A 25,248-nucleotide genomic window follows, 5' to 3' on the forward strand; every position below is an offset into this window, starting at 1 on the left:
AGAAAATGCCTTATGTGAAAAACCATTCGAAAACGCCGTTTGTCGTTCCCAACCTCGCCGGCGGCGCCGGGACGATGCTCACGCACCGGGGTTTCCGCTCAAAAAATGGCGTTAGCGAGGTCGGCGTCGCCGACTGGACCGCGTTCAAAAAAGACTGGTTAGGAAAACTACTGATCGAGGAGGGCAAGCTCTCCGTGACGGACGAGGCGCCGGCGCCGATCCTGGCCGAGACCTCGCGCCGCGATCGCGACGACGACGGACCGCGCGCCGCGTAACGGAGCAAGGCCGACTAGCCGGTCGTGTCGGGCTCGCGGGGTTTTTGCCCCGTAACGCATGGCGGGATCTCCGCCCCGCGAGCGAATAACCCCGGCCGCCGCGCCCTCCCGAGACTCCGGGGAGGCGCGGCACTTTTCCGCGTAGCTCTGCCCCCTCCCCTCGAAAGAGACGGGAGGGGCTTTTTAGCCCGCCATTCCCGCGACGCTTATCCCTGATAAGTGGCGCGGTGTGCCTTGAAACGCCGAACACGCCCGGCGGATACTGGCCGTCAGCCTGGTAAGGTCGCACGCGTCTCCCGCACCGGGTAACGCGCGGGTAACGCGCGGGACCCACACCGACACGCCTCCCCCTCGTGTTTCCGATCGCCCTCGCGCGCGCGGGCAGTGTGAAAAATCAAAATTCCGGCCGCTGGAGCGGGGTTTTCGTCAGGAGGGTGATTTTTTTCAAACGCGCCAGTGTGGCGTTTTCCGTGTATTGCGCACTCGCGCAAGCGCTCATTTAAAGCAACGCGCCGATATGCTGGCGGAGGATCTCGGCGACGGATATATTCGTGGCGCAAAAATGAGCAAATGCACATGAAAATCTCCGACCTGAAACGCTTTGATGCGGCCGAGGATCTCGACACGTCCGAGGATCGCGCGCTGTTCCTCGACGGCGCCCTCGACGAGGACGATCCGCGCGTGCTCCCGCACATGCTCGCGATCGTCGCACGCTCGTGTGGCCGTGCGGATCTCCTTGCGACAGCCGGCCGCGCCGGCGAGCTTTCCATTTTTGAGCTGCGGGCGCTACTCGGCGAGTTGGGGCTCGAAATGACGTTCCGCGCGAAAGCCGCGCCGGCCGCATGACGGCGTCCGCCCTCTCGACGCGCGAGGCCCGCGCCGCCTACCTCGGCGCGGCGATGCGCGAAAACGTCGAGCATCCCGGCGCGTTGCTTCAGGCCACCGAGCTTGTCGCGATCGCGTGCGGCCGATCGTGTTTCGTGGCGCCCGAGGAGACAGGCTGCGAGCCGTTTCCGACATTCCTCGAAATTTTCTCGGCGGCGGAGAGCGAGCGGCCGGCGTGACAGAAAACCCGCCGGGTTTCGGGGCGCTCATTCCTCGCCGCCCTCCTCCGGCCCGGGGTCGGTCTGGTACGGCCTGTATGCGTGCAGCGGACATGCATAGCTCGTGCAATCGCGGACCTCAGCCCGCAGATCTCCCATGCAGTACAGGCAGAAAGCCTTGATAGCCTGGCGCGGAGACGCGCCGCCAGCGAATGCGCGCTCCTTGACGCCCCGATACATGATCGACGTTTGCGCCAGCTCGCGCGCCCGTCGCTCAGCCAGCTTCTCCTCGACGGGGCTCTCGTCGATGTTTTTCATGCTCAGTCTCGTTCTCTCGGCAGAGATTTACCGCCAGAAACCGCTCGCGGGGGGCGGTTGATATGCAGACAAGGCTTAAGCCCTCCAGCGGCTTAAAGCACGCGTACGCGGCGAAAAGGCCTTGCTCGCCCGAAATCGCGATCAAGCGGCACCCTGCTGGACGTCGATGGCCTTTTGAATCGCAGCGATAAGCGGCCAGCGGTCCAGTCCGTGGGTACCGATTTTCCAGCGCTTCGCTTCGGCCATTAGCTCGTCGTCCGTCATGCTGGCGAGGGATTTCGGCTTCGGTGGTTTGCGCACCTCGTCGATCATCCTTAGCCAGAAACCCGGATTGATGGCGGTCCCGTCCTTGTCCCGCTCGCGCGCTTTCACGCCCAGCTCGTGCGCCTTTCGCCCCTCGACATCGGTCGGTGCCCTCGCGGCCAGTTCGGCGACTTGCTGCGCGGTCGGCTCGCGCATGGTCTTGCCTCGCACTCGCTCCAAGCTTCGAAGCAATTCAAAACCATCAACGGCGGCGAGCGGCAGACAGTTATCCACACCCCTATCCGGTATCAAAGCCCGTACGCCGCCGTTAGAACCTATGGTGTTAACTTCTATTCCGTTCCCTTCTGTTCTCTTGGAGCCGTTTTCCTCGCGACATTGGGGGAGTGTCCCTGCGACATTCGCCAGCTGTCCCAGCGACACCATGGGGTTGTCGTCGGGACATTCAGGGGTTGTAGTCGGGACAGCCTTTTTGAGGGGTTGTCCGCACGGGCGGCCCGCCGCCAGCCAGTCGTCAAAATCGAGCGCAGCGTATTCCAGGCCGTGGCGCTCGCAGTGCTTTTTGATGCGTGCACATTCAGTCTTGAAGCGCTGGGTTAGCTTTGCCAGCCATGCCTCGCGCGCCTTTTCGGCGACGACTGGATGGTAGAGCCGCCCATCGGCGCACTTGACCCAGCCGCGCAGCGCGCCAGCTCGGATTGATAGCCACGCCTGCGGCGAACGCTGATAGCCGGTCAGCTTCGCCAACACGCGGTCGTCGTCGGGAAGTGAGGCGGCGGGAACCTGATGCCACGCCTTGCACCACAGCAGCAGCGCCGCCCAGCACGCCTCGGGAGATTCGAGCGCAGCAAGGTCGCTATCGCACAGCCTCGCCACCTCCAGCGGCATGTATGGAAAATTGCGCAGATCGCAGTCCGGCGGGGTTAGCGGCCCCGGTAATTCCGTCATTCGTGCAGACCGCCATGCGACGCGTTCGCCGCGCCGTCGTCCGGCAACTTGCCGAGCGTGAGCAGATCGAACGCGGCCGGCGCGAAACGCTCTTTATCGACCACGATCATGCGTCGTTTCGAGACCCGGCGCGCGATGCCACAAGCCAGCAATTGCTCGACGTACTTGCGCTGAAAGTTGACCCACGAATTCTGTCCACCCTTCAGGCCGAGCGGCCGGCCATAGTTCTTACAGAATTCATCCCAAGCGGCGGCGCCTGTATCCCATTTGTTCAATACTTCGCTCATGATGTGCACTCCTATACGTATTACTTGCGTAATGCTCGCTTCCGGCAGGCATGGGCGGCATTTTTAACGCATCAGGAGAGCAAAAAGAAGGGAGGAAATCTCATGAATCATCGTCGCGACATTCCAGACATGAATGCCTGGAAACTTGGTTTCAAACCGGGTGGATTATTCCTGCCACTGCAGAATATTCCGTGTTGCATGTGCTGTGAGAAAAAAACACGAAACTATGTTGCGCGCGAATGAGCGGCGACCGCGCGGACAACAAAAAAAGCCCCGGCGATACGGGGCTTGTATGTGTTGAGTGCTCGCGCGTGACTATGCCGCGTTCGACCATGATCCTTCCGCCGCCCTGCGCAATGTCTCGCTTTCGAGATGCCCGTAACGGCGCTCCAAGACCGTCGCGGAATGCCCTAACACTTGGGCGGCCACGCCGATCGTGACGCCCGATCGGAGCAACTCGGCGGCGCGATGGTGTCGCAAGTCGTGCTGATGCAGGTCGGGCCGTCCGATTGCGGCGACCAGATCCAGCCAGGATTTTTTGTAGTCGATGCACTGGCCCGGCACCTTGCCCGCAAAGAGCAGATCGTCGGGCTTGCGCTCCGACTCAGGCCATACACGGCGCACGAGCGCGGCCGTTTCCTCGGTAAAGAAAAGGGTTCTTGGTCGGTCCGTTTTGGTTTTGACGACCTCGATCGTGCGGGCGTCGAGATTCACGTCCCGCCAGCGGCGCTCGCGAACCTCTCCGCGGCGCGCGCCGGTGTCAATCAGCAGACGGACATAGGCGGCAAAGCGTCGATCGACGTAGGCGTGCGCGCCCTTGATAAGCGCGGCGATTTCCTTCTCGGAGACCTCCACGCGCCGCATCGACTCGGAATAGCGTTGCAGACCGATTGTCGGGGACGTGAAACCGGCAGGCGCCAAGTGGCGGCGATTCGCCCATTTGTAGAGTGTGCCGATCTGGCTCAGGTCGCGGTTGACGGTCGATGCCTGGTACTGGCCGGACTGCATCATCGCCTCCGCGGCCAGCGAAAGATCCCGCGTGGTGATACTCCACGCCGACTGATGGCCGAACGCCTCGACCCACTTTCTCAGGCGGAGATCGGCATTGTCGAATACGACCGCGCAATATGCGTCGGCCAGTTCACGGAAGGAAAGGTCGGCGGCCTGGTGGACGCTGACGAGGGCCATGGCGGCCCGAAGGTTGATTTTGGGTTGCACGGAAAAGGCTCCAGTCCACTGTGAGGAATGTCGCCTGCCGGAAGTCGTGGCACCCGCCGCAAACCCTTATCCAGTAAGGCTTTGCGGGTAATTCTGGCGCGCCCGGCTGGGATCGAACCAGCAACCCCTGCCTTCGGAGGGCAGTACTCTATCCATTGAGCTACGGGCGCATCACTACAAACTGCGGGGACTTAACACGAAAGCGCGACAACCAGAATGGACTCGACGCCAACGCGAGAGACCGCAAGCATACCCGGTTTCAGCCGAACCGTCCACCGGACGGCCTCCGACGCCCGCCTCAGCGTCTTCCCCGAGCCCTGTCATCGTGCATGCCGATCCGGGTAAACGCCTGCTGAACACCCTCCAGGCCCCCTCGCCGCCGCCGAAACCTTGCGTCTATAATCGTCCGTGGCTGACAAAGAACAAGAAGTTGCCGTCGCGCTGTACCGCTCACATACCCACGGAGACGAGACAAGCATGAGCGAAGCACCACACGGAGCCCCGATCAAAACCCCAGCACAGCTCATCGCCGCGGTCATCGCCGGGTTTGCTGTGCCGATCATCATCATCGTTCTGCTCGCCGTCTACGTCGATAATTCGACACGCACCGGCGCCGGCACCGACTCCCTCTCCGAAGCCGAAGTCACCTCCCGCATCCATCCGATCGCCCAGGTCGAGATCCGCGACGCCAACGCCCCGCGCGTCTACAAGACCGGCGAGGAAGTCTACAAGGCGGTCTGCTCGGCGTGTCACGCGTCGGGTGCCGCAGGCGCGCCGAAATTCACCAACACCGCCGACTGGGCGCCGCGCATCGCGCAAGGCTTCGACACGCTGTGGCACACCGCGCTGTCCGGCAAGGGTGCGATGCCGCCGCGCGGCGGCACCAGCCCCGACGACTACAGCGACTTCGAGATCGCGCGCGCGGTCGTCTATATGGCGAACAATTCGGGCGCGAGCTTCCCCGAGCCGGCGCAGCCGGCGGCGGGCGCGGCGGCGGCATCGGGTGCCGCTGCGGCATCCGGCACGGCAGCCGCATCGGATGCAGGCGCGGCCCAAGCCGCCGCGGCGATGGCCGCCATGGCCAGCGTGCCGCAGACTCCCGCCCCGGCAGCGGGCGGCGCACAAAGCGCGGATGCTTCGCAGGCCGGCAAGGCGCTGTATCAGTCGGTATGTCAGGCTTGTCACGCGGCCGGCGTGCTGAACGCGCCGAAGTTCGGCGACAAGGAAGCATGGGCGCCGCGCCTGAAGGACTCGATGGACACGGTCTACAACTACGCGCTGCACGGCAAGGGCGCGATGCCGCCGAAGGGCGGCTCGAATGCATCGGATGCGGACGTGAAGGCGGCGGTCGACTATATGGTCAGCGCGGTGAAGTAAAACGGGCGGCATCGGCCGCTAAACTAAAAATCCCTGCATGCGCTAACGCGATGCAGGGATTGTTTATGCGCAAGGACAAGCAACCGTTCCGGGCGCCACTTGAAGCGCCGCCCGCTCACGCCTTCTGCAACAGCGCCTTCAAACTCGCGAGCCGGTCCTTCGGCGACATCGGCGCTTCTTCCGGCGTCGGCGGCGGCGCATCGTCGAGCAGCATTTCGTTGATGAAGCGCGACGGTTCGCAGACGATCGTTTCCCGCGCCCGCTTGCGCTTCTTGCACCAGTTCAGATGCAGGCTGCGCTGCGCGCGCGTGATCGCGACGTACATCAGCCGGCGCTCCTCCTCGATGCGCGCGTCGTCGATCGGCTCGTCGTCCGCGCCGCCGCGATGCGGCATGATGCCTTCCTCGACGCCGACCAGAAATACGTGCGGATACTCGAGCCCCTTCGACGCATGCACGGTCGACAGCCGCACCGCATCCGGATCTTCCTCGCGGCCTTCGAGCATCGACATCAGCGCGACCGTCTGGATCAGGCCGAGCAGGTTCTTGCCGGTGTCGCCGAGGCCGTCGGCGGTGTCGTAGCCGGTCGCCTCGCTGCCGGCCGCCGGCTCCTCCTTCGTGCCCTTGCGCTTCAGCCACTCGATGAACTCGAGCACGTTCTGCCACTTCGCCTGCGCCTGGCGTTCATCGAACGCGTCGTACAGATACGCTTCGTAGTGGATCGCTTCCATCAGCTCGTCGAGCAGCGTGCCTGCCGCGTCCTTCTCCGCGCGGTCGGTCAGGCGCTGCATGAAGTCGCAGAACGCGCGCATCGGCTCGATCTGACGCGGCGACAGCCGCGCCTCGATGCCGCCCATGTAGACCGCCTCGAACAGCGACACCTTCGCCTGGCCCGCGAACGCGCCGAGCGCCTCCAGCGTCGTATTGCCGACGCCGCGACGCGGTGTCGTGATCGCGCGGATGAACGCGGGGTCGTCGTTCGCATTGGCGATCAGACGCAGGTACGCGCAGATGTCCTTGATCTCGGCCTTGTCGAAGAACGACTGGCCACCCGACAGCACGTACGGAATCCGTTCACGGCGCAGCACCTGCTCGAAGATGCGCGCCTGGAAGTTGCCGCGATACAGGATCGCGTAGTCACGGAAATTCGCGCGCCGCTCGAATTTGTGCGCGGACAGCCGAAACACGACCGACTCCGCCTCGTGCTCCTCGTCGTTGCAGCCCGTCACCGTGATCGTGTCGCCCATGCCGTGCTCGGACCACAGCTTCTTCTCGAACAGCTTCGGGTTGTTCGCGATCACGTTGTTCGCGGCGGTCAGGATGCGCACCGTCGAACGGTAGTTCTGCTCGAGCTTGATCAGGTGCAGATTCGGAAAATCCTTGCCGAGCTGGCCGAGGTTTTCGAGGGTCGCGCCGCGCCAGCCGTAGATCGCCTGGTCGTCGTCGCCGACCGCCGTGAACGCCGCGCGCTTGCCGGCCAGCAGCTTCACCAGTTCGTACTGGCACGCATTGGTGTCCTGATACTCGTCGATCAGCAGATAGCGCAGCTTGTTCTGCCAGCGGTCGCGCACCTGCTCGTTGCTCGCGAACAGTTCGGCGGGCAGGCGGATCAGATCGTCGAAATCGACCGCCTGATACGCATGCAGCGTCGCCACGTAGTTGCGATAGACGATCGCCGCCTGGTGCTCGTCCTCGGTCGATGCGGTCGCGATCGCCTGCTCGGGCATGATCAGGCCGTTCTTCCACAGCGAGATGATCGACTGGATTTTGCGGATGAAGCCCTTGTCCGTCGAGCCGACCTGTTCCTGGATCATGCCGAAGCAGTCGTCGGAATCCATGATCGAGAACTGCGGCTTCAGGCCGACGTGTTCCGCCTCCTGCCGCAAAATCTGCACGCCGAGCGAGTGGAAGGTACACACCGTCAGCTGGTTCACGGGCACCTTGCGGCCTTCCTTGCCCGGGGCGGTCAGCGTCTTGCCCTCGAGCAGCTTGCCGACGCGCTCGCGCATTTCCGCCGCGGCCTTGTTCGTGAATGTGACGGCGGCGATGTGGCGTGGCTCGAAGCCCTTCGCTTCGATCAGGTGCGCGATTTTCTGCGTGATCACGCGTGTCTTGCCGCTGCCGGCGCCGGCGAGCACGAGACAGGGACCGTCGAGATAACGGACCGCTTCACTTTGAGCGGGGTTCAGGCCTGCGGACATCGTTTGTGGATGGGTAATACGGTTGAGGGCCGCTGAGGTCGGACTGGCGGGAAGCGCCGGCCGAAGGCCCGGGGCATGCTGCGCGGCTCGATGCGCGCGAGAGGTGCGATGTTAACATGGACAACCGCGATGGACCCCGCAATGGGGTGATGCTCAGCCCCCGGTCCAGCCCGCAAATGCCACAATGATGAGATTGCGCGCCGCCGCCGCGGTGGCAAGGCGGCGCGCCGTTCCTCCAGGAAGAATCGCATGTCCGCATCGCTGAAGGTTGGATTGATGGGCTACGGCTTCGCCGGCGCGACGTTTCACGCACCGGTGATCGAACATTGCGGACGCGCGAGCGTCGCCGCGATTGCGACCGGGCAATCCGAGCGCGCGCACGCCGACTATCCGCACGCGAAGATCGTCCCGGATCTCGACGCGCTGCTCGCGCTCGACGACATCGACTGCGTCGTGATCGCGACGCCCAACGACACCCACTTCGACCTCGCGCGCCGCACGCTCGAAGCCGGCAAGCACGTGGTCGTCGACAAGCCTGTCACGCTGAGCGCCGCCGACGCCCACACTCTCGCGAATATCGCGCTCGCCCGCAGCAAGCTGTTCGCACCCTTTCACAACCGCCGCTGGGACGGCGATTTTCTGACCGTGCGCGATCTGCTCGCGCGCGTGGAGCTCGGTCGCGTCACGCACTACGAATCGCATTTCGACCGCTTCCGGCCGGGCGTGCGTCAGCGCTGGCGCGAGGACGCGACGCGCGGCGGCGGTCTGCTGTTCGATCTCGGTCCGCATCTGATCGACCAGGCGCTCGCCCTCTTCGGCGCACCGCAGACCGTCTCGGCGACGGTGCGCACGCATCGCGACGACGCAAGCGCCCCCGACTACGTGCACATCCAGCTCGGCTATGGGGAGTTCGAGGTCGTGCTGCATGCAAGCGCGTTGACCGCATTGCCGGGACCGCGCTTTGCGATCCATGGCACGCGCGGCAGCTATGTGAAGCACGGCCTCGACACCCAGGAAGATCAGCTGAAAGCCGGCCTGCGCCCCGGCGACGCAGGCTTCGGCGCCGGCAACACGCCAGGCGTGCTGCGCGTGCTCGAAGGCGACCAGGAAGTCGAGCGCGAATTGCCGACCCGCAACGGCGAGTACGCAGGCTTCTACATTGCGTTGGCCGACGCGATCCAGAACGGCGTCGCATTCCCGGTCAGCACGCGCGACGCGGTCGACGTCATGACGATCATCGAACTGGCCGCGCGCAGCTCCGAGCAGGGCGTGCGGCTGCCGTTCGAGCGCATTCGCTGAGCCTTGCATCGCTGTGCGTCGCACCGTGCTCGCGCGGTCTGTGTACCGAAAACGGGATGACCTTTCGCGCCGCGTAGGCCGTCGGCGCGGGGCTTTCCTGACGTTCCAGAAAGGAACATAACGTTACAAATTCGCCCGCTGCCGAGTCAGCGGGCGTTCCTCGTCATCCGTTGCTAGCGAGGTAGTAATCGATACGACAACGACTCCGGGAGAATCCATGTCTCGAATCATCCGTGCCCTTGTTGCATGCGCGCTGCTCGGCTCCGTCGCCGCCTGCGTGGTAACGCCGCCGCCGGCCCCGCGCCCGAGCCCCACTCCGCAGCAGATCGCGGACCAGCGCCTGCATCAGGTCGAGGGCCGCATCGACAATCTCGCGCGCCGTATCGACACTCGCGTGAATCAGGGCTATTACCCGCCGCCGCAAGGCGCCGCGCTGCATCACCGCCTCGAGACGATCCGCCAGGAAGCACACGACATGGCCACGCAGCATGGCGGCGGTTTGTCCGCGGAAGAACAGCGCGTGCTGAACCAGGAGCTGGACAATGCGGCTCACGCGATCGGCGAGTGAGTCGGCGAGCAAGCCGGCAAACCGAGTTGGCAAGCGAGCAGCGGGTGAGCACCCACTACCACTCATGGTGCGGTGACGGATAGCGCCGGGACGAGCAATTCAAAAGCGCGGGCATACGCTCCGCGCTTTTCTTTTTGACACCCCGAAACAGTCGCAGTCGCCCTCACTGCGCTCCCGGCCCTTTATTTGACAAGCCCCGGCCCGTCGCGTACATTCGCCGCACGCGTCGGGAGAGCGTGCTGGCAAGCGAAAAATCGCAGGCCGCGCCGCCGAAGGGGCACACCCGCAAACTCTCAGGCAAAAGGACCGACCGCGTCGAAAAACCCGTCTTCCGGCGGCTTTTTCGCACTCTGGAGAGCGGCAGTAGCCATCCGCGTCGCACGTCGTGCACCGCAGGCAGGCTGCCCACCGAAGGGGCGCGCGTTTCACCGCGACGAATCGAGCTCATTGAGCCCGTCGCGGCGGCGCAATCTCTCAGGTATCGAGGACAGAGGGGTCATGCAGAACCACGCTCGCAGGCACACGGCCGCGAGGCAGTGCGCCGCATGGCCTTTTTTGTTCCGCGAGACGCCCGAGGCCCCATGACCGAACTCAAACACACCCCGCTCCACGCCGCTCACCGTGCGCTCAATGCCCGCATGGTCGACTTCGGCGGCTGGGACATGCCCGTCAACTACGGCTCGCAGATCGAGGAACATCGCGCGGTGCGCACCGACGCCGGCATGTTCGACGTGTCCCACATGTGCGTGGTCGACTTCACCGGCGAGCGCGTCCGCGCGTTCTTCGAATACGCGCTCGCGAACAACGTCGCGAAGCTGCAAACCCCGGGTCGCGCGCTCTACTCCTGCATGCTGAATCCGAACGGCGGCGTGATCGACGACCTGATCGTCTATTACTTCGGCGAAGACCACTTCCGCGTGGTCGTCAACGCCGGCACCGCCGACAAAGACATCGCCTGGTTCGGCCAGCTCAACGCCGAAGGTGGTTTCGGCCTCACCATCACGCCGCGCCGCGATCTGGCGATCGTCGCCGTGCAAGGCCCGAACGCGCGCGAAAAAGCCTGGCAAACCGTGCCGGCCGCGCGCGCCGCGACCGAAGCGCTGAAGCCGTTCAACGCCGCGCGCGTCGACGGCACGCCGTTCGGCGAGCTGACCGTCGCGCGCACCGGCTACACCGGCGAAGACGGCTTCGAGATCATCGTGCCCGCTAAGCATGTCGAAGCGCTGTGGAATGCGCTCGCCGCCCAAGGCGTGCGCCCGGCCGGTCTCGGCGCACGCGACACGCTGCGCCTCGAAGCCGGCATGAATCTTTACGGCCAGGACATGGACGACAATGTCTCGCCGCTCGACGCCGGTCTCGCATGGACCGTGGACCTCACCTCGCCGCGCGACTTCATCGGCAAAAGCAGCCTCGAAGCCGGCGGCTCGCGCGCCGCGTTCGTCGGCCTGATCCTGCTGAAGGAAAACGGCAAGGCCGCCGGTGTGCTGCGCGCGCATCAGAAGGTCATCACGCCGCACGGCGACGGCGAAATCACCAGCGGCACGTTCTCGCCCACCATGCAGGAATCGATCGCCTTCGCGCGCGTGCCGAAAGGCGTGCAGCCGGGCGACACTGTGCATGTCCAGATTCGCGACAAAGCCTGCCCCGCAAGCGTGGTAAAACTGCCGTTCGTGCGCAACGGCAAGGTGCTGGCGGTTTAAGCGGCCGGCGCACGCCCCTACATTCAAACCACTACCGAACATACCGTTCAGGAGCATCCAATGAGCATCCCGGCCGATCTGAAATACACCGAATCGCACGAATGGGTCCGCACCGAAGCGGACGGCACGCTGACGGTCGGCATCACCGACCACGCGCAGGAAGCGCTCGGCGACATCGTCTTCTTCGAAGTCCAGCAACTCGGCAAGTCCGTGACCGCGGGCGACACCGTCGCCGTGATCGAATCGGTGAAGGCCGCTTCCGATATCTACGCGCCGGTTTCGGGCGAAGTCATCGAAGCGAACACGACCGTCGGCGACTCGCCGGACACCGTCAACAGCACGCCGTACGACAGCTGGCTGTTCAAGATCAAGCCGGCCGCCGACGCGTCGCTCGAGCGTCTGCTCGACGCCGACGCGTACGCGAAGTCGATCGGCGCCTGAGTTACGACCTGACTCACTGCCTGATTCAGTTTTCGTTTTAACCGTCAGGCGCGGCGCTCGCACCACGGCGCGCGCCGCGCCGCCAGGAACACCCATGAAGCTCGAACACCCGGATCGTCTGATGAACCGCACTCCTCTCTCGCTCGCCGCGCTCGAAGTGCACGACGCCTTCGCCGAACGGCATATCGGCCCGGATACGGCCGACCAGCAAGCGATGCTCGAAGCAATCGGCTTCGCGTCGCGCGCGGCATTGATCGACGCCGTCATCCCGAAGACGATCCGCCGCACCGAAGCGCTGCCGCTCGGCCCCTTCGCGCAACCGAAGAGCGAAGCCGAAGCGCTCGCGGCCTTGCGCGAACTCGCGGACAAGAACCAGGTGTTCCGCTCCTACATCGGCCAGGGCTATTACAACGCCCATACGCCGACGGTGATCCTGCGCAACGTGCTGGAAAATCCGGCGTGGTACACCGCGTACACGCCGTATCAGCCTGAAATTTCCCAAGGCCGTCTGGAAGCGCTGCTGAACTTCCAGCAGATGGTCACCGACCTGACCGGCCTCGCGATCTCGAATGCATCGCTGCTCGACGAAGCGACCGCCGCCGCCGAAGCGATGACGCTGCTGCAGCGTGTCGGCAAACCGAAGTCGAACGTGTTCTTCGTCGCCGACGACGTATTGCCGCAAACCATCGAAGTCGTGAAGACGCGCGCGACGCCGGTCGGCATCGAAGTGAAGGTCGGCCCGGCCGCCGAAGCCGCCAACGCCAACGCCTTCGGCGTGCTGCTGCAATACCCGGGCGTGAACGGCGACGTGCGCGACTACCGCGCACTGACCGAAGCGATCCACGCGGCGGGTGGCCATGTGGTCGTCGCCGCCGACCTGCTCGCGCTGACGGTGCTGACGCCGCCGGGCGAATGGGGCGCGGACGTGGCCGTCGGCAATACGCAGCGGTTCGGCGTGCCGGTCGGCTTCGGCGGCCCGCATGCCGCATACCTCGCGGTGCGCGATGAATTCAAGCGGCAGATGCCGGGACGGCTGGTCGGCGTGACCGTCGACGCGCAAGGCAACCCGGCGCTGCGGCTCGCGCTGCAAACGCGCGAGCAGCACATCCGCCGCGAGAAGGCGACCTCGAACGTGTGTACCGCACAGGCGCTCCTCGCGATCATGGCGAGCATGTACGCGGTCTATCACGGGCCGCGCGGCCTGAAGACGATCGCGCTGCGCGTGAACCGCATCGCCACGCTGCTCGCCGAAGGCGCGAAGCAACTCGGCTACAAGCTCGTCAACGAAACTTTCTTCGACACGCTCACGTTCGACACCGGCGCACGCACGCAAGCGCTGCACGACGCGGCCACGGCGAGACGCATCAACCTGCGCCACGTGAGCGCGACACAAGTCGGCCTGTCGATCGACGAAACCACCACGCGCCAGGATCTGGCCGACCTGCTCGCGGTGTTCGCGCAAGCGGCCTTCAAGAGCGACGTGCCGCAAGTCGACGCGCTCGACGCCGCGCTGAGCGCATCGAAGACCGCGTCGGTGCCGGCCGCGCTCGAACGTACGAGCGCGTACCTCACGCATCACGTGTTCAACCGTCATCACTCGGAAACGGAAATGCTGCGCTACCTGCGCAGCCTGTCGGATAAGGACCTCGCGCTCGATCGCTCGATGATCCCGCTCGGCTCGTGCACGATGAAGCTGAACGCGACGTCGGAAATGCTGCCGGTCACGTGGCCCGAGTTCGGCCAGATCCATCCGTTCGCACCGGCCGAACAGACCGTCGGCTACCGCGAGATGATCGATCAGCTCGAAGAGATGCTGGTCGCCGCGACAGGCTATGCGGCCGTATCGCTGCAACCGAACGCGGGCTCACAGGGCGAGTACGCGGGTCTGTTGATCATCCACGCATATCACGCGTCGCGCGGCGAAGCGCATCGCAACGTCTGTCTGATTCCCGCGTCGGCGCACGGCACGAACCCGGCGTCGGCGCAGATGGCCGGCATGCAGGTCGTGGTCGTCGCATGCGACGCGCAGGGCAACGTCGATATCGAAGACCTGAAGAAGAAGGCCGCGCAGCACGCCGATAAGCTCGCGGCGATCATGATCACGTACCCGTCGACGCACGGCGTGTTCGAACAGAACGTCCGCGAAATCTGCGAGATCGTGCATGCGCACGGCGGCCAGGTGTACGTGGACGGCGCGAACATGAACGCGATGGTCGGCCTGTGCGCGCCGGGCCAGTTCGGCGGCGACGTCTCGCACCTGAACCTGCACAAGACCTTCTGCATTCCGCACGGCGGCGGCGGACCAGGCGTCGGTCCGGTCGCGGTCGGCGCGCACCTCGCGCAGTTCCTGCCGAACCAGACTTCGTCGGGCTATCAGCGCGCGGAGAACGGCATCGGCGCGGTGTCGGGCGCGCCGTACGGCTCGGCGTCGATCCTGCCGATCTCGTGGATGTACATCGCGATGATGGGCGCGAAAAACCTGACGGCCGCGACCGAAACCGCAATCCTCAACGCGAACTACGTCGCGAACAAGCTCGCGCCGCACTATCCGGTGCTGTACTCGGGCCCCGGCGGTCTCGTCGCGCACGAGTGCATTCTCGATCTGCGTCCGATCAAGGACACGAGCGGCATCACCGTCGACGACGTCGCCAAGCGCCTCGCCGACTACGGCTTCCACGCGCCGACGATGAGCTTCCCGGTGCCGGGCACGCTGATGGTAGAGCCGACCGAATCGGAGTCGAAAGAAGAGCTCGATCGCTTCATCGAGGCGATGATCGCGATCCGCGAGGAAATCCGCGCGGTCGAGGAAGGCCGCTCGGACCGCGAGGACAATCCGCTGAAGCACGCGCCGCACACCGCGGCGGTCGTGATCGCCGACGACTGGAAGCATGCGTATGCGCGCGAGACCGCTGCGTATCCGCTGAAGACGCTGATCGCGAACAAGTACTGGCCGCCGGTCGGTCGTGCGGACAACGTGTACGGCGATCGCAACCTGTTCTGCTCGTGCGTGCCGATCGCCGATTACGAGTAAGAGTGAGTCAAGGGAAGTCACGCGCGGCGCTGCGAAGGTCCATCAGCGTGCGCGCGCGATCCTGTTGTTGAAAGCCGCAACCGGCTAACATCACACACCGAATCAGCCTAACGAGGAGTTTCGCATGGCGCGAAAGGTGCGATTGATGCAAAGCCGGGACGAGGCGGCGGGTGTCCGTCCGTGGCGACCGGCTTACGCTGTGCTGTTGGCCGGTGCGGCCGTGCTGTTGCCGCTGCGCGAAGCGCAAGCCGCGATGAATTTTTGCGCGGCGCCGGCGCTGCAAACGAGCGAGCGCACCAATGCCGATCCCGGCGTCAAGGCGCTCGTCGCCAACGTGCAGGCGCATCTGAACGAGCAGCCGCATGCGCTCGCGAAACTGCACACCGAAGGCACGCTGCCGCACGAGGGCATCTACGATCAGAGCGTCGAAGCGCAGAAAGATCTCGACCTGCTGCGCGACGCCGCGCTCGCGTGGCGCGCGACCAGCGACGACCGCTTCCTGAAGCTCGTCGATCGTCTGCTGTATGCGTGGGTCACGACCTATCAGCCGAGCTTCAATCCGATCGACGAAACGGGTTTCGAAGGGCTGATCCTCGCGTATGACATGACCGCGAGTGCGCTGCCCGTCAAAACGCGCAACGCGGCGATGGCGTTTCTGACGAAGTTCGCCAACGGCTATATCGCGCAGATCGACGCGCAGCCGCGGCCGCTCACCGGCACGTTCCGCAACAATTGGCAAAGCCACCGCATCAAGCTGATCGCGATGGCTGCGTTCACGCTCGACAATCGCAAGATGATCAACGCGGCGCAGCGGCTGTTCGTCGAGCATATCGGCGACAACATCGCGCCGGACGGCTCGACAATCGACTTCGGCGAGCGTGATGCACTGCACTACGTCACCTACGATCTGCAACCGCTGGTGACGGCCGCGCTCGCCGCGCGCCGCCACAACCGCAACTGGCTACAGGAAAAGGGCGCGAACGGCGCGACGCTGCTCGCCGCGCTGAACTGGCTCGTGCCCTTTGCGATGGGCGCCCAGACGCATGAGGAATTCGTGCATTCGAACGTCGCGTTCGATGCAAAACGTCGCGAGGCCGGCTTGCCCGGTTATTCGGGTCGGTGGGATCCGAAGAACGCGGCGGAACTGTTTCACCTGGCGGCGCGTCTCGATGGACGCTTTACGCCAGTCGCGCTGCAGCTCGCACCGACGCCGCCCGCGTGGCTCGCCGTGTGCCTGCCGCTGGCGGCGCGCTAAACTCTTATCTATACGCAGGGAGCAGTACATGGCAGTCAGCGTCTTCGATCTCTTCAAAATCGGCATTGGTCCGTCGAGCTCGCATACGGTCGGGCCGATGCGCGCGGCGCTGATGTTCGTCCAGGGGCTCGAGCGCGACGGGCTGCTCGATTCCACAGCAGCGGTGAAAGCAGAGCTGTACGGCTCGCTCGGCGCGACCGGCAAGGGGCACGGCACCGATCGCGGCGTGATGCTAGGTCTGATGGGCGATGCGCCCGACACCGTGAATCCCGACACGATCGCGCAACGGCTGGAAGCGGTGCGCACGTCGCGCAAACTCGCGCTGCTCGGCACGCACGAGGTGCCTTTCGTGCAGAAAGAGCAGATCGCGTTCTATCGCCAGGCATTGCCCGAGCATCCGAACGGCCTGAAGCTGTTCGCGTTCGATGCGCAAGGCGCGACGCTGCGCGAGTCGACCTATCTGTCGGTCGGCGGCGGCTTCGTCGTGACGGCTGGCGCGCCGAACACGAAGGTGCTGAGCGCCGTCGATCAGCTTCCGCACTCGTTTCGTACCGCCAATGAGTTGCTCGCGCTGTGCGCGTCGAGTGGCAAGAGCATCGCGCAGCTGATGTGGGAAAACGAACGAGTCTGGCACAGCGAGGAAGAAACGCGCGCGGGTCTGCTGAAGATCTGGGACGTGATGCAATCATGCGTCGCACGCGGGTGCGGCATCAACAATCCCGACGCCGATGGTCACTTGCCCGGCCCCTTCCAGGTGAAGCGGCGCGCGCCGCAGCTGTATCGCGCGTTGACGGGCAACCCTGAGCGCGCACTGCAGGATCCGCTGTCGATGGTCGACTGGATCAACCTGTACGCGATCGCCGTCAACGAAGAGAACGCCGCGGGCGGGCGCGTCGTCACCGCACCGACCAATGGTGCGGCCGGCATCATTCCGGCGGTGCTGCATTACTACACGCGCTTCATGCCGGGCGCGAACGAGCAGGGCGTGATCGACTTCCTGATGACGGCCGCCGCGATCGGCATCCTGTACAAGCTGAACGCGTCGATTTCCGGCGCGGAGGTCGGCTGCCAGGGGGAAGTCGGCGTCGCGTGCTCGATGGCCGCGGGCGCGCTGGCCGCCGTGATGGGCGGCACGCCGAAGCAGGTCGAGAACGCCGCGGAAATCGGCATGGAGCACAACCTCGGGCTCACTTGCGATCCGGTTGGCGGCATGGTGCAGATTCCGTGCATCGAGCGCAATGCGATGGCATCGGTGAAGGCGGTCAATGCCGCGCGCATGGCGTTGCGCGGCGACGGCAGCCACTACGTGTCGCTCGATTCGGTGATCAAGACGATGCGCGAAACCGGCGCGGACATGAAGACCAAGTACAAGGAAACGTCGCGCGGCGGCCTCGCGGTGAATATCGTCGAGTGTTGAGGCGTTGAGCGCGGCATCCAATTGCATGCGATGGAATCGGAAAAGCGCGGGCCCTGTGGCCCGCGTTTTTCATTTGGGCAACCGCGTTGCGCCTACGCCGATCGAACAGTTGCGCTGCGCCATGACAACGCCCACGTGCTCGGCGTAAGCTGTCAAATCGCCCATCGGCCGCTGTTGCAGGTTCCGCCGATGCGGCTCCATTCCAACGCACTCACGCACTGCCAGGAGGCTTCTTCGCAATGTCGCTGCCGAATGCTCCCGCTGCCCATTCCGCTTCCCATACCGCACGCACGACCGGCGCGCGCCTCGTCGTCAATGCGTTGCTCACGCACGGCGTCGAACGTGTTTTCTGCGTTCCCGGCGAAAGCTTTCTCGCCGTGCTCGATTCGCTGCATGACGAAACCGGGCGCATCCAGACGATCGTCTGCCGTCACGAAGCCGCGGCCGCGAACATGGCCGAAGCGGTCGGCAAGCTGACCGGCCGCCCGGGTGTCGCGCTGGTCACGCGCGGACCGGGCGCGACGCATGCGTCGATCGGCGTGCACACCGCGTTTCAGGACTCCACGCCGATGATCCTGCTGATCGGCCAGTGTGCGCGCGAACATCTCGATCGCGAGGCGTTCCAGGAGATCGACTACCGGCGCATGTTCGGTCAGATGGCGAAGTGGGTCGCGCAGATCGACGACCCGAAGCGCATCCCCGAATATCTGAGCCACGCGTTTCATACGGCCACCTCGGGGCGGCCGGGGCCTGTAGTGCTGGCATTGCCCGAAGACGTGCTGAGCGATGCCTGCGACGCGGTGCCTGGCGCGCCCGCTTATCAACGCGTGGCGGCGTCGCCATCGGCAGCGCAGATCACGAAGCTGCGCGAGTTGCTCGAAGGCGCGCAACGTCCAATGGTGATCGCCGGCGGCAGCGGCTGGACAACGACCGCATGCGCGGACCTGCGGCGATTCATCGAAAACTGGCAGCTGCCGATCGGCCTCGCGTTCCGCTTCCAGGACACCTTCGACAACGAGCATCCGAACTATGCGGGCGACGTCGGTCTCGGCATCAATCCCGCGCTCGCTCAGCGCATTCGCGATGCGGACCTGCTGCTCACGCTCGGTCCGCGCCTCGGCGAAGCGACGACCAACGGCTACACGCTGCTCGATATCCCGAAGACGAAACAGACGCTGGTGCATGTGCATCAGGGCGCGGAAGAACTGGGGCGCGTCTATGCGGCCGATCTGCCGATCGTCTCCGGCATGCCTGAACTCGCGGCGATGCTCGCAGAGCTGGAACCGTCGTCGTCCGGCAAGCTCGCCTGGGCGGGTGCCGCTGAAGAAGCGCATCGCGCGTATCTGGAATGGCGCAAGCCGCGTCCGGTTCCCGGCTACGTGCAGATGGGTGAAGTGATCCAGCAGTTGCGCGCGCATTTGCCCGAGGACGCGATCGTTACCAACGGCGCGGGCAATTACGCGACGTGGCTGCATCGGCATTTCTCATATCGACACTTCCGTTCGCAGCTCGCACCGACGAGCGGCGCGATGGGCTACGGCGTGCCGGCGGCGCTCGCGGCAAAGTCGCTGTATCCGCAACGCGCGGTGGTCGCGCTCGCCGGCGACGGCTGCTTCATGATGGCCGCGCAGGAGCTGGCAACCGCGATGCAGTATGACCTGCGCGTGCTGTTCATCGTCGTCAACAACAGCCATTTCGGCACGATCCGCATGCATCAGGAGCGGCACTATCCGCATCGCGTGCATGGCACCGGTCTCACGAATCCGGACTTCGCGGCATTCGCCCGTTCGTTCGGTGCGCATGGCGAGACCGTTGAACGTACCGGGGATTTTCTGCCGGCGTTGCAGCGCGCGATCGAATCGCAGCTGCCGGCCGTGATCGAGATCCGGATGCCGCAGGAGGCGAGCACGCCCGCGGCGACGCTCGATATGATTCGTGAGCAGGGGAGGAAGATGCGGGGGGAGTGAAATTGCGCCGCCGTCAATCAAAAAACCCCGCACAAGCGGGGTTTTTTGTGGCTTACGTGGTTCAGCAAGAAACTTACTTGCCGCCCACGCTTTGCAGCGTCGTCCACTTGCCGTCGACGACCTTGTACAGCGTAATACCGCCGTTCTTCAGATCGCCGCGCTCGTCGTACGCGAGGTTGGCCGTCGTGACGGCCGGCTTCGACGTCTTGGCGAGCACCGGCAGGTACTTGGCCGGATCGGTCGAGTTCGCGCTCTTCATCGCGGTGAACATCGCCATCGCGCCATCGAACGCGTACGGCGAGTACGTTTGCACGTCTTCGTTGAAGCGCGCCTTGTACTTTTCGACGTACGCCTTGCCGCCCGGCATTTCTTCGAGCGGCAGACCGGCGAGCGAAGCCACCGTGCCGTTCGCCGCGTCGCCGGCGAGCTTGATGAAGGTCGGCGTGTGGACCATTTCGCCGCCCATCAGCGGCGCCTTCACGCCGAGCTGCTTCATCTGCTTGACCATCGGCGCTGCTTGCGAATCCGCGCCGCCGTAATAGATCAGATCCGGGTTCGACGACTTCAGCTTGGTCAGGATCGACTTGAAGTCGACGGCCTTGTCGTTCGTGTATTCACGATCGACGATCGTCGCGCCGGCCGCCTTCGCTGCCTTTTCGAACTGATCCGCAAGACCCTGGCCGTAAGCGGTGCGATCGTCGACGATCGCGATCTTCTTCATGCCGAGGTTCTTCACCGCGAACGTGCCAGCGACCGAGCCTTGCTGCGTGTCGGACGTCATCATGCGGAAGGTGGTCTTGAAGCCCTGCTGCGTGTATTCCGGCGCGGTCGCCATCGCGATCTGCGGAATGCCCGCGTTCGCGTAGATGCGCGAGGCCGGAATCGTCGTGCCCGAGTTGAAGTGGCCGAGCATGCCCTTGATGCCGTCATCCACGAGCTTCTGCGCGACCGTCGTGCCGGTACGCGGGTCGGCCTGGTCGTCGGCCGAGTCGAGCACGATGCGAACCGGCTTGCCGCCGATCACCGGCTTGGTCGCGTTGAACTCTTCGACCGCGAGCGTGATGCCGTTCTGGAAGTCCTTGCCGTAGTGCGCCTGTGCGCCCGTCATCGGACCGGCGAAGCCGACCTTCACGTCTTCCGTCGATTGAGCGTTGGCCGTCCCCGCCAGCGACATAGCGGCAACCAGAGCTGCGCCTGCCAGCTGTTTCATTTTGTGTTGCATAGCTTCTCCTTGATACCAGGTGTGGATGAAGCGGTGTCGGGGTCGCCGTGCCCGCTTCCTTTCTATTGAAGAAATCGCCGAGGTTCGCTCAACCGATCGTCATCAAATTCGCATTACCGCCTGCCGCCGCGGTATTCACGCTGACCGAGCGCTCGGTCAGCAGACGCTCGAGCGCGTAGTCCTCGTCGCCGCTCGCGAGCGCCCGGGCCGCGACGCCCTGCACCGACACGATCGGCCCCGCGCGCTTCGCGACCTCTTTCACGAGCGTGAGCAGTTCGTCGCTGTCACCTTCGAACAGCACGGCGTCGAATGGCGCGTCGGCGCTCTTCTTCACGCTCGCATGCGCCTTCAGCGACGCCGGCAATTGCGAGACCAATTGTTCCCCCGCCGCGCCTTCGAACAACGCACGATTTCCCGTAGCCAGCACCGCCGCGAACTGCACGCGTGCGCCGCTCGCCGTCGATGCGATGCACAGCACCGTGCCGCGCGGGCCCAGCGTGTAGGTATTGCGCTCGCCGGTCGGCCCAGACAGTACCGCGGTTGCGCCCGCTGGCACATGCGACAGATAGCCGTCACAACGCGCGGCAAGCTGCGGCTCGCGCTCGTCGATCAGCCAATCGCGGAATGCGGTCAACGCGGCCGCCGGATTGTCGCCCTTTTCTGCTGCCTGCGCCGCCTGCGGCACTTCGACCACCAGCGCCTGCGCGAGCGACTTCGGCAAACCAGCCGGACGGGTCGCGAGCAGGCGCTGCAGATACAGCGCGCCGCCGGCCTTCGGCCCCGTACCCGACAGCCCTTCGCCGCCGAACGGCTGCACCCCGACCACCGCGCCGATCACGTTGCGGTTCACGTAGATGTTGCCCACGTGTGCGCGGCTGATCACGTGCGCGATCGTTTCGTCGATGCGCGTGTGAATGCCGAGCGTCAAACCGTAACCGGTCGCGCGAATCTGTTCGAGCAGCTTGTCGAGCTGGCTACGGCGATAGCGCACCACGTGCAGCACCGGGCCGAACACTTCGCGCTTCAGCTCGTCGATGCTGTCGAGTTCGATCAGCGTCGGCGGCACGAACGTGCCTTGCGTCGCGCCTTCCGGCAGCGGCAGTTGCTCGACCTTGCGGCCTTTGTCGCGCATCGCCGCGATGTGGGCGTCTATGCCGCGCTTGGCGTCGAGGTCGATCACCGGGCCGACGTCGGTCGACAGCCGGTCCGGGTTGCCGAGCGCGAGTTCGCGCATCGCGCCGGTCAGCATTTCGAGCGTGCGGTCCGCAACATCGTCCTGCAGACATAGAACGCGCAACGCCGAACACCGTTGACCAGCGGAGTCGAAAGACGATTGCAGCACGTCGGCGACGACCTGCTCGGCGAGCGCCGACGAGTCGACGATCATCGCGTTCTGGCCGCCGGTTTCGGCGATCAGGGGGATCGGTTTGCCATCCGGATCGAGCCGGCCGGACAGCGTCTTGTTGATCAGACGCGCGACTTCGGTCGAACCGGTGAACATCACCGCCCGCGTGCGCGGATCGGCGACCAGCGCGGCGCCGACCGTCTCGCCATTGCCCGGCAGCAGCTGCACCGCGCCCGCCGGCACGCCCGCTTCGCGCAGAATCCGCACCGCTTGAGCCGCGATCAGCGGCGTCTGCTCGGCTGGCTTCGCGAGCACCGTGTTGCCGGCCGCGAGCGCGGCGGCCACCTGGCCCATGAAAATCGCCAGCGGGAAATTCCACGGGCTGATACAGACCACCGGACCGAGCGGCCGATGCGTGTCGTTCGAAAACTCGTCGCGGATCTGCGTCGAGTAGTAGCGCAGGAAGTCGATCGCCTCGCGGATTTCCGCGACCGCGTTGGCGAGCGATTTGCCCGCTTCGCGCACCACGAGACCCATCAGCGTGTGCATCTGCGCTTCGAGCAGATCGGCGGCACGCGCGAGGCAATCGGCGCGCGCCTCGACCGGCGTCGCCTGCCAGATCGGCGCGGCGGCCACCGCATGGCCGAGCGCTGCGCTCACGTGCTCCGGCGTCGCTTCGACGACGGTGCCGACGAGATCACGATGGTCGGCCGGGTTGCGCACGTCACGCCCAGCACCGACGGCGATCTGGTTGTCTTCGAGCATCGGCGCGGCGCGCCATGGATGATGCGCGCTCGCGAGCAGCGCCGATGACAGCGACGCGAGCCGATGCTCGTTCGACAGATCCAGGCCCATCGAATTGAGCCGCTCGGCGCCGTACAGATTGCGCGGCAACGGAATGCGCGCGTGCGGCGCGCCGAGCGGCACAATCTTCGACGCTTCCTCGACCGGATCGGCGACCAGGTCCTTGATCGCGACGGATTCGTCGGCGATCCGATTCACGAACGAGGTATTCGCGCCGTTCTCGAGCAGCCGGCGCACGAGGTACGCGAGCAGCGTCTCATGCGTGCCGACCGGCGCGTACACGCGGCACGGGCGGTTCAGCTTGTCGCGGCCGGTGACTTCTTCGTACAGCGGTTCGCCCATGCCGTGCAGGCACTGGAACTCGTACTGGCCGGGGTAGTAGTTGTTGCCGGCGAGGTGATAGATCGCCGACAGCGTGTGCGCGTTGTGCGTCGCGAACTGCGGATAGACAGCATCGGGCGCGCCGAGCAGTTTTTTCGCGCAGGCGAGGTACGACACGTCGGTATAGACCTTGCGCGTATAGACCGGATAGCCTTCGAGGCCATCGACCTGCGCGCGCTTGATTTCCGTATCCCAGTACGCGCCCTTCACGAGCCGCACCATGATGCGGTGACGGCTGCGGCGAGCCAGATCGACGATGTAGTCGATCACGAACGGGCAGCGCTTCTGATACGCCTGCACGACGAAGCCGATGCCGTTCCAGCCTTGCAGCTCCGGATCGAAGCACAGCGCTTCGAGCAGATCGAGCGACAGTTCGAGGCGGTCGGCTTCTTCGGCGTCGATATTGAGGCCGATGTCGTAGCGGCGAGCGAGGATCGCGAGCGAACGCACGCGCGGCAGCAACTCGCTCATCGTGCGTTCCTGTTGCGCGCGCGAGTAGCGCGGATGCAGCGCCGACAGCTTGATCGAGATGCCGGGGCCTTCGTAGATGCCGCGGCCGCCGGCGGCCTTGCCGATCGCGTGGATCGCCTGCTCGTACGACGCGTAGTAGCGCTGCGCGTCGGCCTCGGTGGTGGCCGCTTCGCCGAGCATGTCGTACGAATAGCGGAAACCGCGCGCCTCGTACTTGCGGCTGTTCGCGAGCGCTTCGGAAATGTTCTCGCCGGTGACGAACTGCTCGCCCATCAGGCGCATCGCCATGTCGACGCCCTTGCGGATCAGCGGCTCGCCGCCCTTGCCGATCAGCCGCGTCAGCGCCGACGACAGGCTCGTCTCGCTATTGGTCGTCACCAGCTTGCCGGTGATCATCAAACCCCAGGTCGCCGCGTTGACGAACAGCGACGGCGCCTGGCCGACATGCGATTTCCAGTCACCCTTGCTGATCTTGTCGCGGATCAGCGCGTCGCGGGTCGCCCGGTCGGGAATGCGCAGCAGCGCCTCGGCGAGGCACATCAGCGCGACGCCTTCCTGGCTTGACAGCGAAAATTCGTGAATCAGCCCCTCGACGCCGCCGCCCTTGCTCTTCGTGCGCAGCGTTTCGACAAGCTTGCCGGCCATCGCCTGCACGTCGCCCGCTAGGTTGGCCGGCAGACGCGCCTGGCCGAGCAGGAACGGCACGCACTCGGGTTCCGGGCGGCGATACGCGGCGGTGATCGCCGCGCGCAGCACCGACTGCGGCTGCACGTTCTGCGCGAAATCGAGGAACGGATGCGACGCGCCATCTTCCTCGTTCTCGACCGCCGCGCCGTCGGCGAGATCGGCCGTGCCGGTTGCGCCCGACAGTTCGGCCGGCAACTGACCGTGCTCGATCTTTTCGAGGTAGGCGAAAATCGCCTGCTTGATCAACCAGTGCGGGGTGCGCTCGAGGCGGGTGGCGGCATCTTTGAGCCGGGAACGCAGGAGGTCGTCGACCTTGACGCCAAGGGTGGTGCTAGCCATGTTTCCTTCTTTGGTACCGGGCGTGAGCCTGGCGAAAGACTAAAAGTTGGGCGAATCGTACGCCTACAAATAAAAAGGTGCAACCAATTCGACAGCTTGGTTGCACCACGTCGCGAGCCTTATGCGGCGGGGGTTTCCGGGAGTTGCGCGAGAGCCGGAGCGGGGTGTTTTCGATCGGTACTTTCCCTGGCGTGATTCTTTTTGAAATAAGCCTTATCAAACGACTTCGCGCGCCGATATACAGAAGCACGACGATGGACGGCCCGAAACGTCGGTTTCAGGGCGCGCAGAAAAGATAAACGGGGTTCCCGAGGGTTGGTGTGATGGAAAAGTGGCTGGTAATACTGGGCATCTGGGTGATGTGCGCGGCCTGTGCGGTATTTTTCATTCGAGG

The 25,248-nt window shown here is 64.9% G+C and carries 19 protein-coding genes, 1 tRNA gene and 2 riboswitches; of the genes, 12 read left to right on the forward strand and 8 right to left on the reverse strand.

The genetic code is table 11. The features are described from left to right. Positions 1-5: 5 nt before the first annotated feature. The 3 genes from VSR82_RS21775 to VSR82_RS21785 all read left to right on the forward strand — a co-directional run bounded on the left by VSR82_RS21775 (position 6) and on the right by VSR82_RS21785 (position 1,339). A complete protein-coding gene (locus VSR82_RS21775; RefSeq protein WP_498858062.1) occupies positions 6-275 on the forward strand; it encodes a hypothetical protein in 270 nt (89 codons plus the stop codon). 576 nt (positions 276-851) lie between these two features. Continuing rightward, on the forward strand, positions 852-1,121 hold the full coding sequence (locus VSR82_RS21780) for a helix-turn-helix domain-containing transcriptional regulator (RefSeq protein WP_498858063.1): 270 nt from the start codon (positions 852-854) through the stop codon (positions 1,119-1,121). Further along, positions 1,118-1,339, forward strand: coding sequence for a hypothetical protein (locus VSR82_RS21785; RefSeq protein ID WP_498858064.1), 222 nt, complete (start codon positions 1,118-1,120; stop codon positions 1,337-1,339). The genes VSR82_RS21780 and VSR82_RS21785 overlap by 4 nt, the downstream gene beginning before the upstream one ends. Positions 1,340-1,366: 27 nt before the next feature. Here VSR82_RS21785 and VSR82_RS21790 read toward each other — a convergent pair whose 3' ends face one another. The 5 genes from VSR82_RS21790 to VSR82_RS21810 form a co-directional block, all read right to left on the reverse strand. Beyond that, entirely contained in the window at positions 1,367-1,636 is a 270-nt protein-coding gene (locus tag VSR82_RS21790; RefSeq protein WP_498858065.1) for a hypothetical protein, read from the reverse strand. A 141-nt stretch (positions 1,637-1,777) separates the two neighbouring features. Next, positions 1,778-2,845: a DUF1376 domain-containing protein gene (locus tag VSR82_RS21795; RefSeq protein ID WP_498858066.1), complete on the reverse strand. Its 1,068-nt coding sequence runs from the start codon at positions 2,843-2,845 to the stop codon at positions 1,778-1,780. Then, entirely contained in the window at positions 2,842-3,132 is a 291-nt protein-coding gene (locus VSR82_RS21800) for a hypothetical protein (protein WP_498858067.1), read from the reverse strand. The genes VSR82_RS21795 and VSR82_RS21800 overlap by 4 nt, the downstream gene beginning before the upstream one ends. Positions 3,133-3,447: 315 nt before the next feature. Continuing rightward, a complete protein-coding gene (locus VSR82_RS21805; protein ID WP_498858068.1) occupies positions 3,448-4,350 on the reverse strand; it encodes a tyrosine-type recombinase/integrase in 903 nt (300 codons plus the stop codon). A gap of 94 nt (positions 4,351-4,444) precedes the next feature. Next, a tRNA-Arg gene (locus tag VSR82_RS21810) sits at positions 4,445-4,520 on the reverse strand. 307 nt (positions 4,521-4,827) lie between these two features. Here VSR82_RS21810 and VSR82_RS21815 point away from each other — a divergent pair. Next, positions 4,828-5,727 (forward strand): c-type cytochrome, encoded by a 900-nt coding sequence (locus VSR82_RS21815; protein WP_368585627.1) that lies wholly within the window; start codon positions 4,828-4,830, stop codon positions 5,725-5,727. Positions 5,728-5,842: 115 nt separating this feature from the next. On the opposite strand, the gene VSR82_RS21820 is transcribed toward VSR82_RS21815, so the two are convergent. Then, on the reverse strand, positions 5,843-7,927 hold the full coding sequence (locus tag VSR82_RS21820) for a UvrD-helicase domain-containing protein (RefSeq protein ID WP_176109948.1): 2,085 nt from the start codon (positions 7,925-7,927) through the stop codon (positions 5,843-5,845). A 249-nt stretch (positions 7,928-8,176) separates the two neighbouring features. Between VSR82_RS21820 and VSR82_RS21825 the strand changes: the two genes are divergently transcribed. The 8 genes from VSR82_RS21825 (at position 8,177) to VSR82_RS21860 (ending at position 19,605) form a co-directional block, all read left to right on the forward strand. Continuing rightward, positions 8,177-9,226: an oxidoreductase gene (locus VSR82_RS21825; protein ID WP_429461406.1), complete on the forward strand. Its 1,050-nt coding sequence runs from the start codon at positions 8,177-8,179 to the stop codon at positions 9,224-9,226. A gap of 217 nt (positions 9,227-9,443) precedes the next feature. Continuing rightward, a complete protein-coding gene (locus tag VSR82_RS21830) occupies positions 9,444-9,794 on the forward strand; it encodes a hypothetical protein (RefSeq protein WP_368585625.1) in 351 nt (116 codons plus the stop codon). Between the two features lie 217 nt (positions 9,795-10,011). Continuing rightward, positions 10,012-10,113: riboswitch (glycine riboswitch) on the forward strand. A 21-nt stretch (positions 10,114-10,134) separates the two neighbouring features. Further along, positions 10,135-10,295, forward strand: a riboswitch (glycine riboswitch). Positions 10,296-10,375: 80 nt separating this feature from the next. Continuing rightward, positions 10,376-11,494, forward strand: coding sequence for a glycine cleavage system aminomethyltransferase GcvT (gene gcvT / locus VSR82_RS21835; protein WP_368585624.1), 1,119 nt, complete (start codon positions 10,376-10,378; stop codon positions 11,492-11,494). A 60-nt stretch (positions 11,495-11,554) separates the two neighbouring features. Next, the gene (gcvH, locus tag VSR82_RS21840) at positions 11,555-11,935 is read left to right on the forward strand and encodes a glycine cleavage system protein GcvH (RefSeq protein WP_368585623.1); all 381 of its coding nucleotides are present in this window, start codon (positions 11,555-11,557) and stop codon (positions 11,933-11,935) included. 94 nt (positions 11,936-12,029) lie between these two features. Next, positions 12,030-14,966 (forward strand): aminomethyl-transferring glycine dehydrogenase, encoded by a 2,937-nt coding sequence (gcvP, locus tag VSR82_RS21845; protein WP_429461409.1) that lies wholly within the window; start codon positions 12,030-12,032, stop codon positions 14,964-14,966. Positions 14,967-15,090: 124 nt separating this feature from the next. Beyond that, positions 15,091-16,221 (forward strand): alginate lyase family protein, encoded by a 1,131-nt coding sequence (locus tag VSR82_RS21850; protein WP_429461411.1) that lies wholly within the window; start codon positions 15,091-15,093, stop codon positions 16,219-16,221. 28 nt (positions 16,222-16,249) lie between these two features. Then, positions 16,250-17,638: an L-serine ammonia-lyase gene (locus tag VSR82_RS21855; protein WP_176109942.1), complete on the forward strand. Its 1,389-nt coding sequence runs from the start codon at positions 16,250-16,252 to the stop codon at positions 17,636-17,638. Between the two features lie 239 nt (positions 17,639-17,877). Continuing rightward, positions 17,878-19,605: a thiamine pyrophosphate-binding protein gene (locus VSR82_RS21860; protein ID WP_498858069.1), complete on the forward strand. Its 1,728-nt coding sequence runs from the start codon at positions 17,878-17,880 to the stop codon at positions 19,603-19,605. 73 nt (positions 19,606-19,678) lie between these two features. On the opposite strand, the gene VSR82_RS21865 is transcribed toward VSR82_RS21860, so the two are convergent. Together VSR82_RS21865 and putA are read right to left on the reverse strand one after the other, a co-directional pair. Continuing rightward, positions 19,679-20,827, reverse strand: coding sequence for a branched-chain amino acid ABC transporter substrate-binding protein (locus tag VSR82_RS21865; protein ID WP_368585618.1), 1,149 nt, complete (start codon positions 20,825-20,827; stop codon positions 19,679-19,681). Between the two features lie 88 nt (positions 20,828-20,915). Further along, positions 20,916-24,854 carry a trifunctional transcriptional regulator/proline dehydrogenase/L-glutamate gamma-semialdehyde dehydrogenase gene (gene putA / locus VSR82_RS21870; RefSeq protein ID WP_368585617.1) on the reverse strand — a complete coding sequence of 1,313 codons (3,939 nt, stop codon included), beginning with the start codon at positions 24,852-24,854 and terminating at the stop codon, positions 20,916-20,918. Between the last annotated feature and the right edge of the window lie 394 nt (positions 24,855-25,248).

The sequence above is a fragment of the Burkholderia sp. JPY481 genome, from assembly GCF_038900515.1.
GTDB classification, from domain to species: Bacteria; Pseudomonadota; Gammaproteobacteria; order Burkholderiales; family Burkholderiaceae; genus Paraburkholderia; species Paraburkholderia youngii.

What these genes read in the sequence shown, in the direction of transcription:
- VSR82_RS21775 (WP_498858062.1), top strand. Translation starts at nt 6, where the DNA reads ATGCCTTATGTGAAAAACCATTCGAAAACGCCGTTTGTCGTTCCCAAC.
- VSR82_RS21780 (WP_498858063.1), top strand. Translation starts at nt 852, where the DNA reads ATGAAAATCTCCGACCTGAAACGCTTTGATGCGGCCGAGGATCTCGAC.
- VSR82_RS21785 (WP_498858064.1), top strand. Translation starts at nt 1,118, where the DNA reads ATGACGGCGTCCGCCCTCTCGACGCGCGAGGCCCGCGCCGCCTACCTC.
- VSR82_RS21790 (WP_498858065.1), bottom strand. Translation starts at nt 1,636, where the DNA reads ATGAAAAACATCGACGAGAGCCCCGTCGAGGAGAAGCTGGCTGAGCGA.
- VSR82_RS21795 (WP_498858066.1), bottom strand. Translation starts at nt 2,845, where the DNA reads ATGACGGAATTACCGGGGCCGCTAACCCCGCCGGACTGCGATCTGCGC.
- VSR82_RS21800 (WP_498858067.1), bottom strand. Translation starts at nt 3,132, where the DNA reads ATGAGCGAAGTATTGAACAAATGGGATACAGGCGCCGCCGCTTGGGAT.
- VSR82_RS21815 (WP_368585627.1), top strand. Translation starts at nt 4,828, where the DNA reads ATGAGCGAAGCACCACACGGAGCCCCGATCAAAACCCCAGCACAGCTC.
- VSR82_RS21820 (WP_176109948.1), bottom strand. Translation starts at nt 7,927, where the DNA reads ATGTCCGCAGGCCTGAACCCCGCTCAAAGTGAAGCGGTCCGTTATCTC.
- VSR82_RS21825 (WP_429461406.1), top strand. Translation starts at nt 8,177, where the DNA reads ATGTCCGCATCGCTGAAGGTTGGATTGATGGGCTACGGCTTCGCCGGC.
- VSR82_RS21830 (WP_368585625.1), top strand. Translation starts at nt 9,444, where the DNA reads ATGTCTCGAATCATCCGTGCCCTTGTTGCATGCGCGCTGCTCGGCTCC.
- gcvT (WP_368585624.1), top strand. Translation starts at nt 10,376, where the DNA reads ATGACCGAACTCAAACACACCCCGCTCCACGCCGCTCACCGTGCGCTC.
- gcvH (WP_368585623.1), top strand. Translation starts at nt 11,555, where the DNA reads ATGAGCATCCCGGCCGATCTGAAATACACCGAATCGCACGAATGGGTC.
- gcvP (WP_429461409.1), top strand. Translation starts at nt 12,030, where the DNA reads ATGAAGCTCGAACACCCGGATCGTCTGATGAACCGCACTCCTCTCTCG.
- VSR82_RS21850 (WP_429461411.1), top strand. Translation starts at nt 15,091, where the DNA reads ATGGCGCGAAAGGTGCGATTGATGCAAAGCCGGGACGAGGCGGCGGGT.
- VSR82_RS21855 (WP_176109942.1), top strand. Translation starts at nt 16,250, where the DNA reads ATGGCAGTCAGCGTCTTCGATCTCTTCAAAATCGGCATTGGTCCGTCG.
- VSR82_RS21860 (WP_498858069.1), top strand. Translation starts at nt 17,878, where the DNA reads ATGTCGCTGCCGAATGCTCCCGCTGCCCATTCCGCTTCCCATACCGCA.
- VSR82_RS21865 (WP_368585618.1), bottom strand. Translation starts at nt 20,827, where the DNA reads ATGCAACACAAAATGAAACAGCTGGCAGGCGCAGCTCTGGTTGCCGCT.
- putA (WP_368585617.1), bottom strand. Translation starts at nt 24,854, where the DNA reads ATGGCTAGCACCACCCTTGGCGTCAAGGTCGACGACCTCCTGCGTTCC.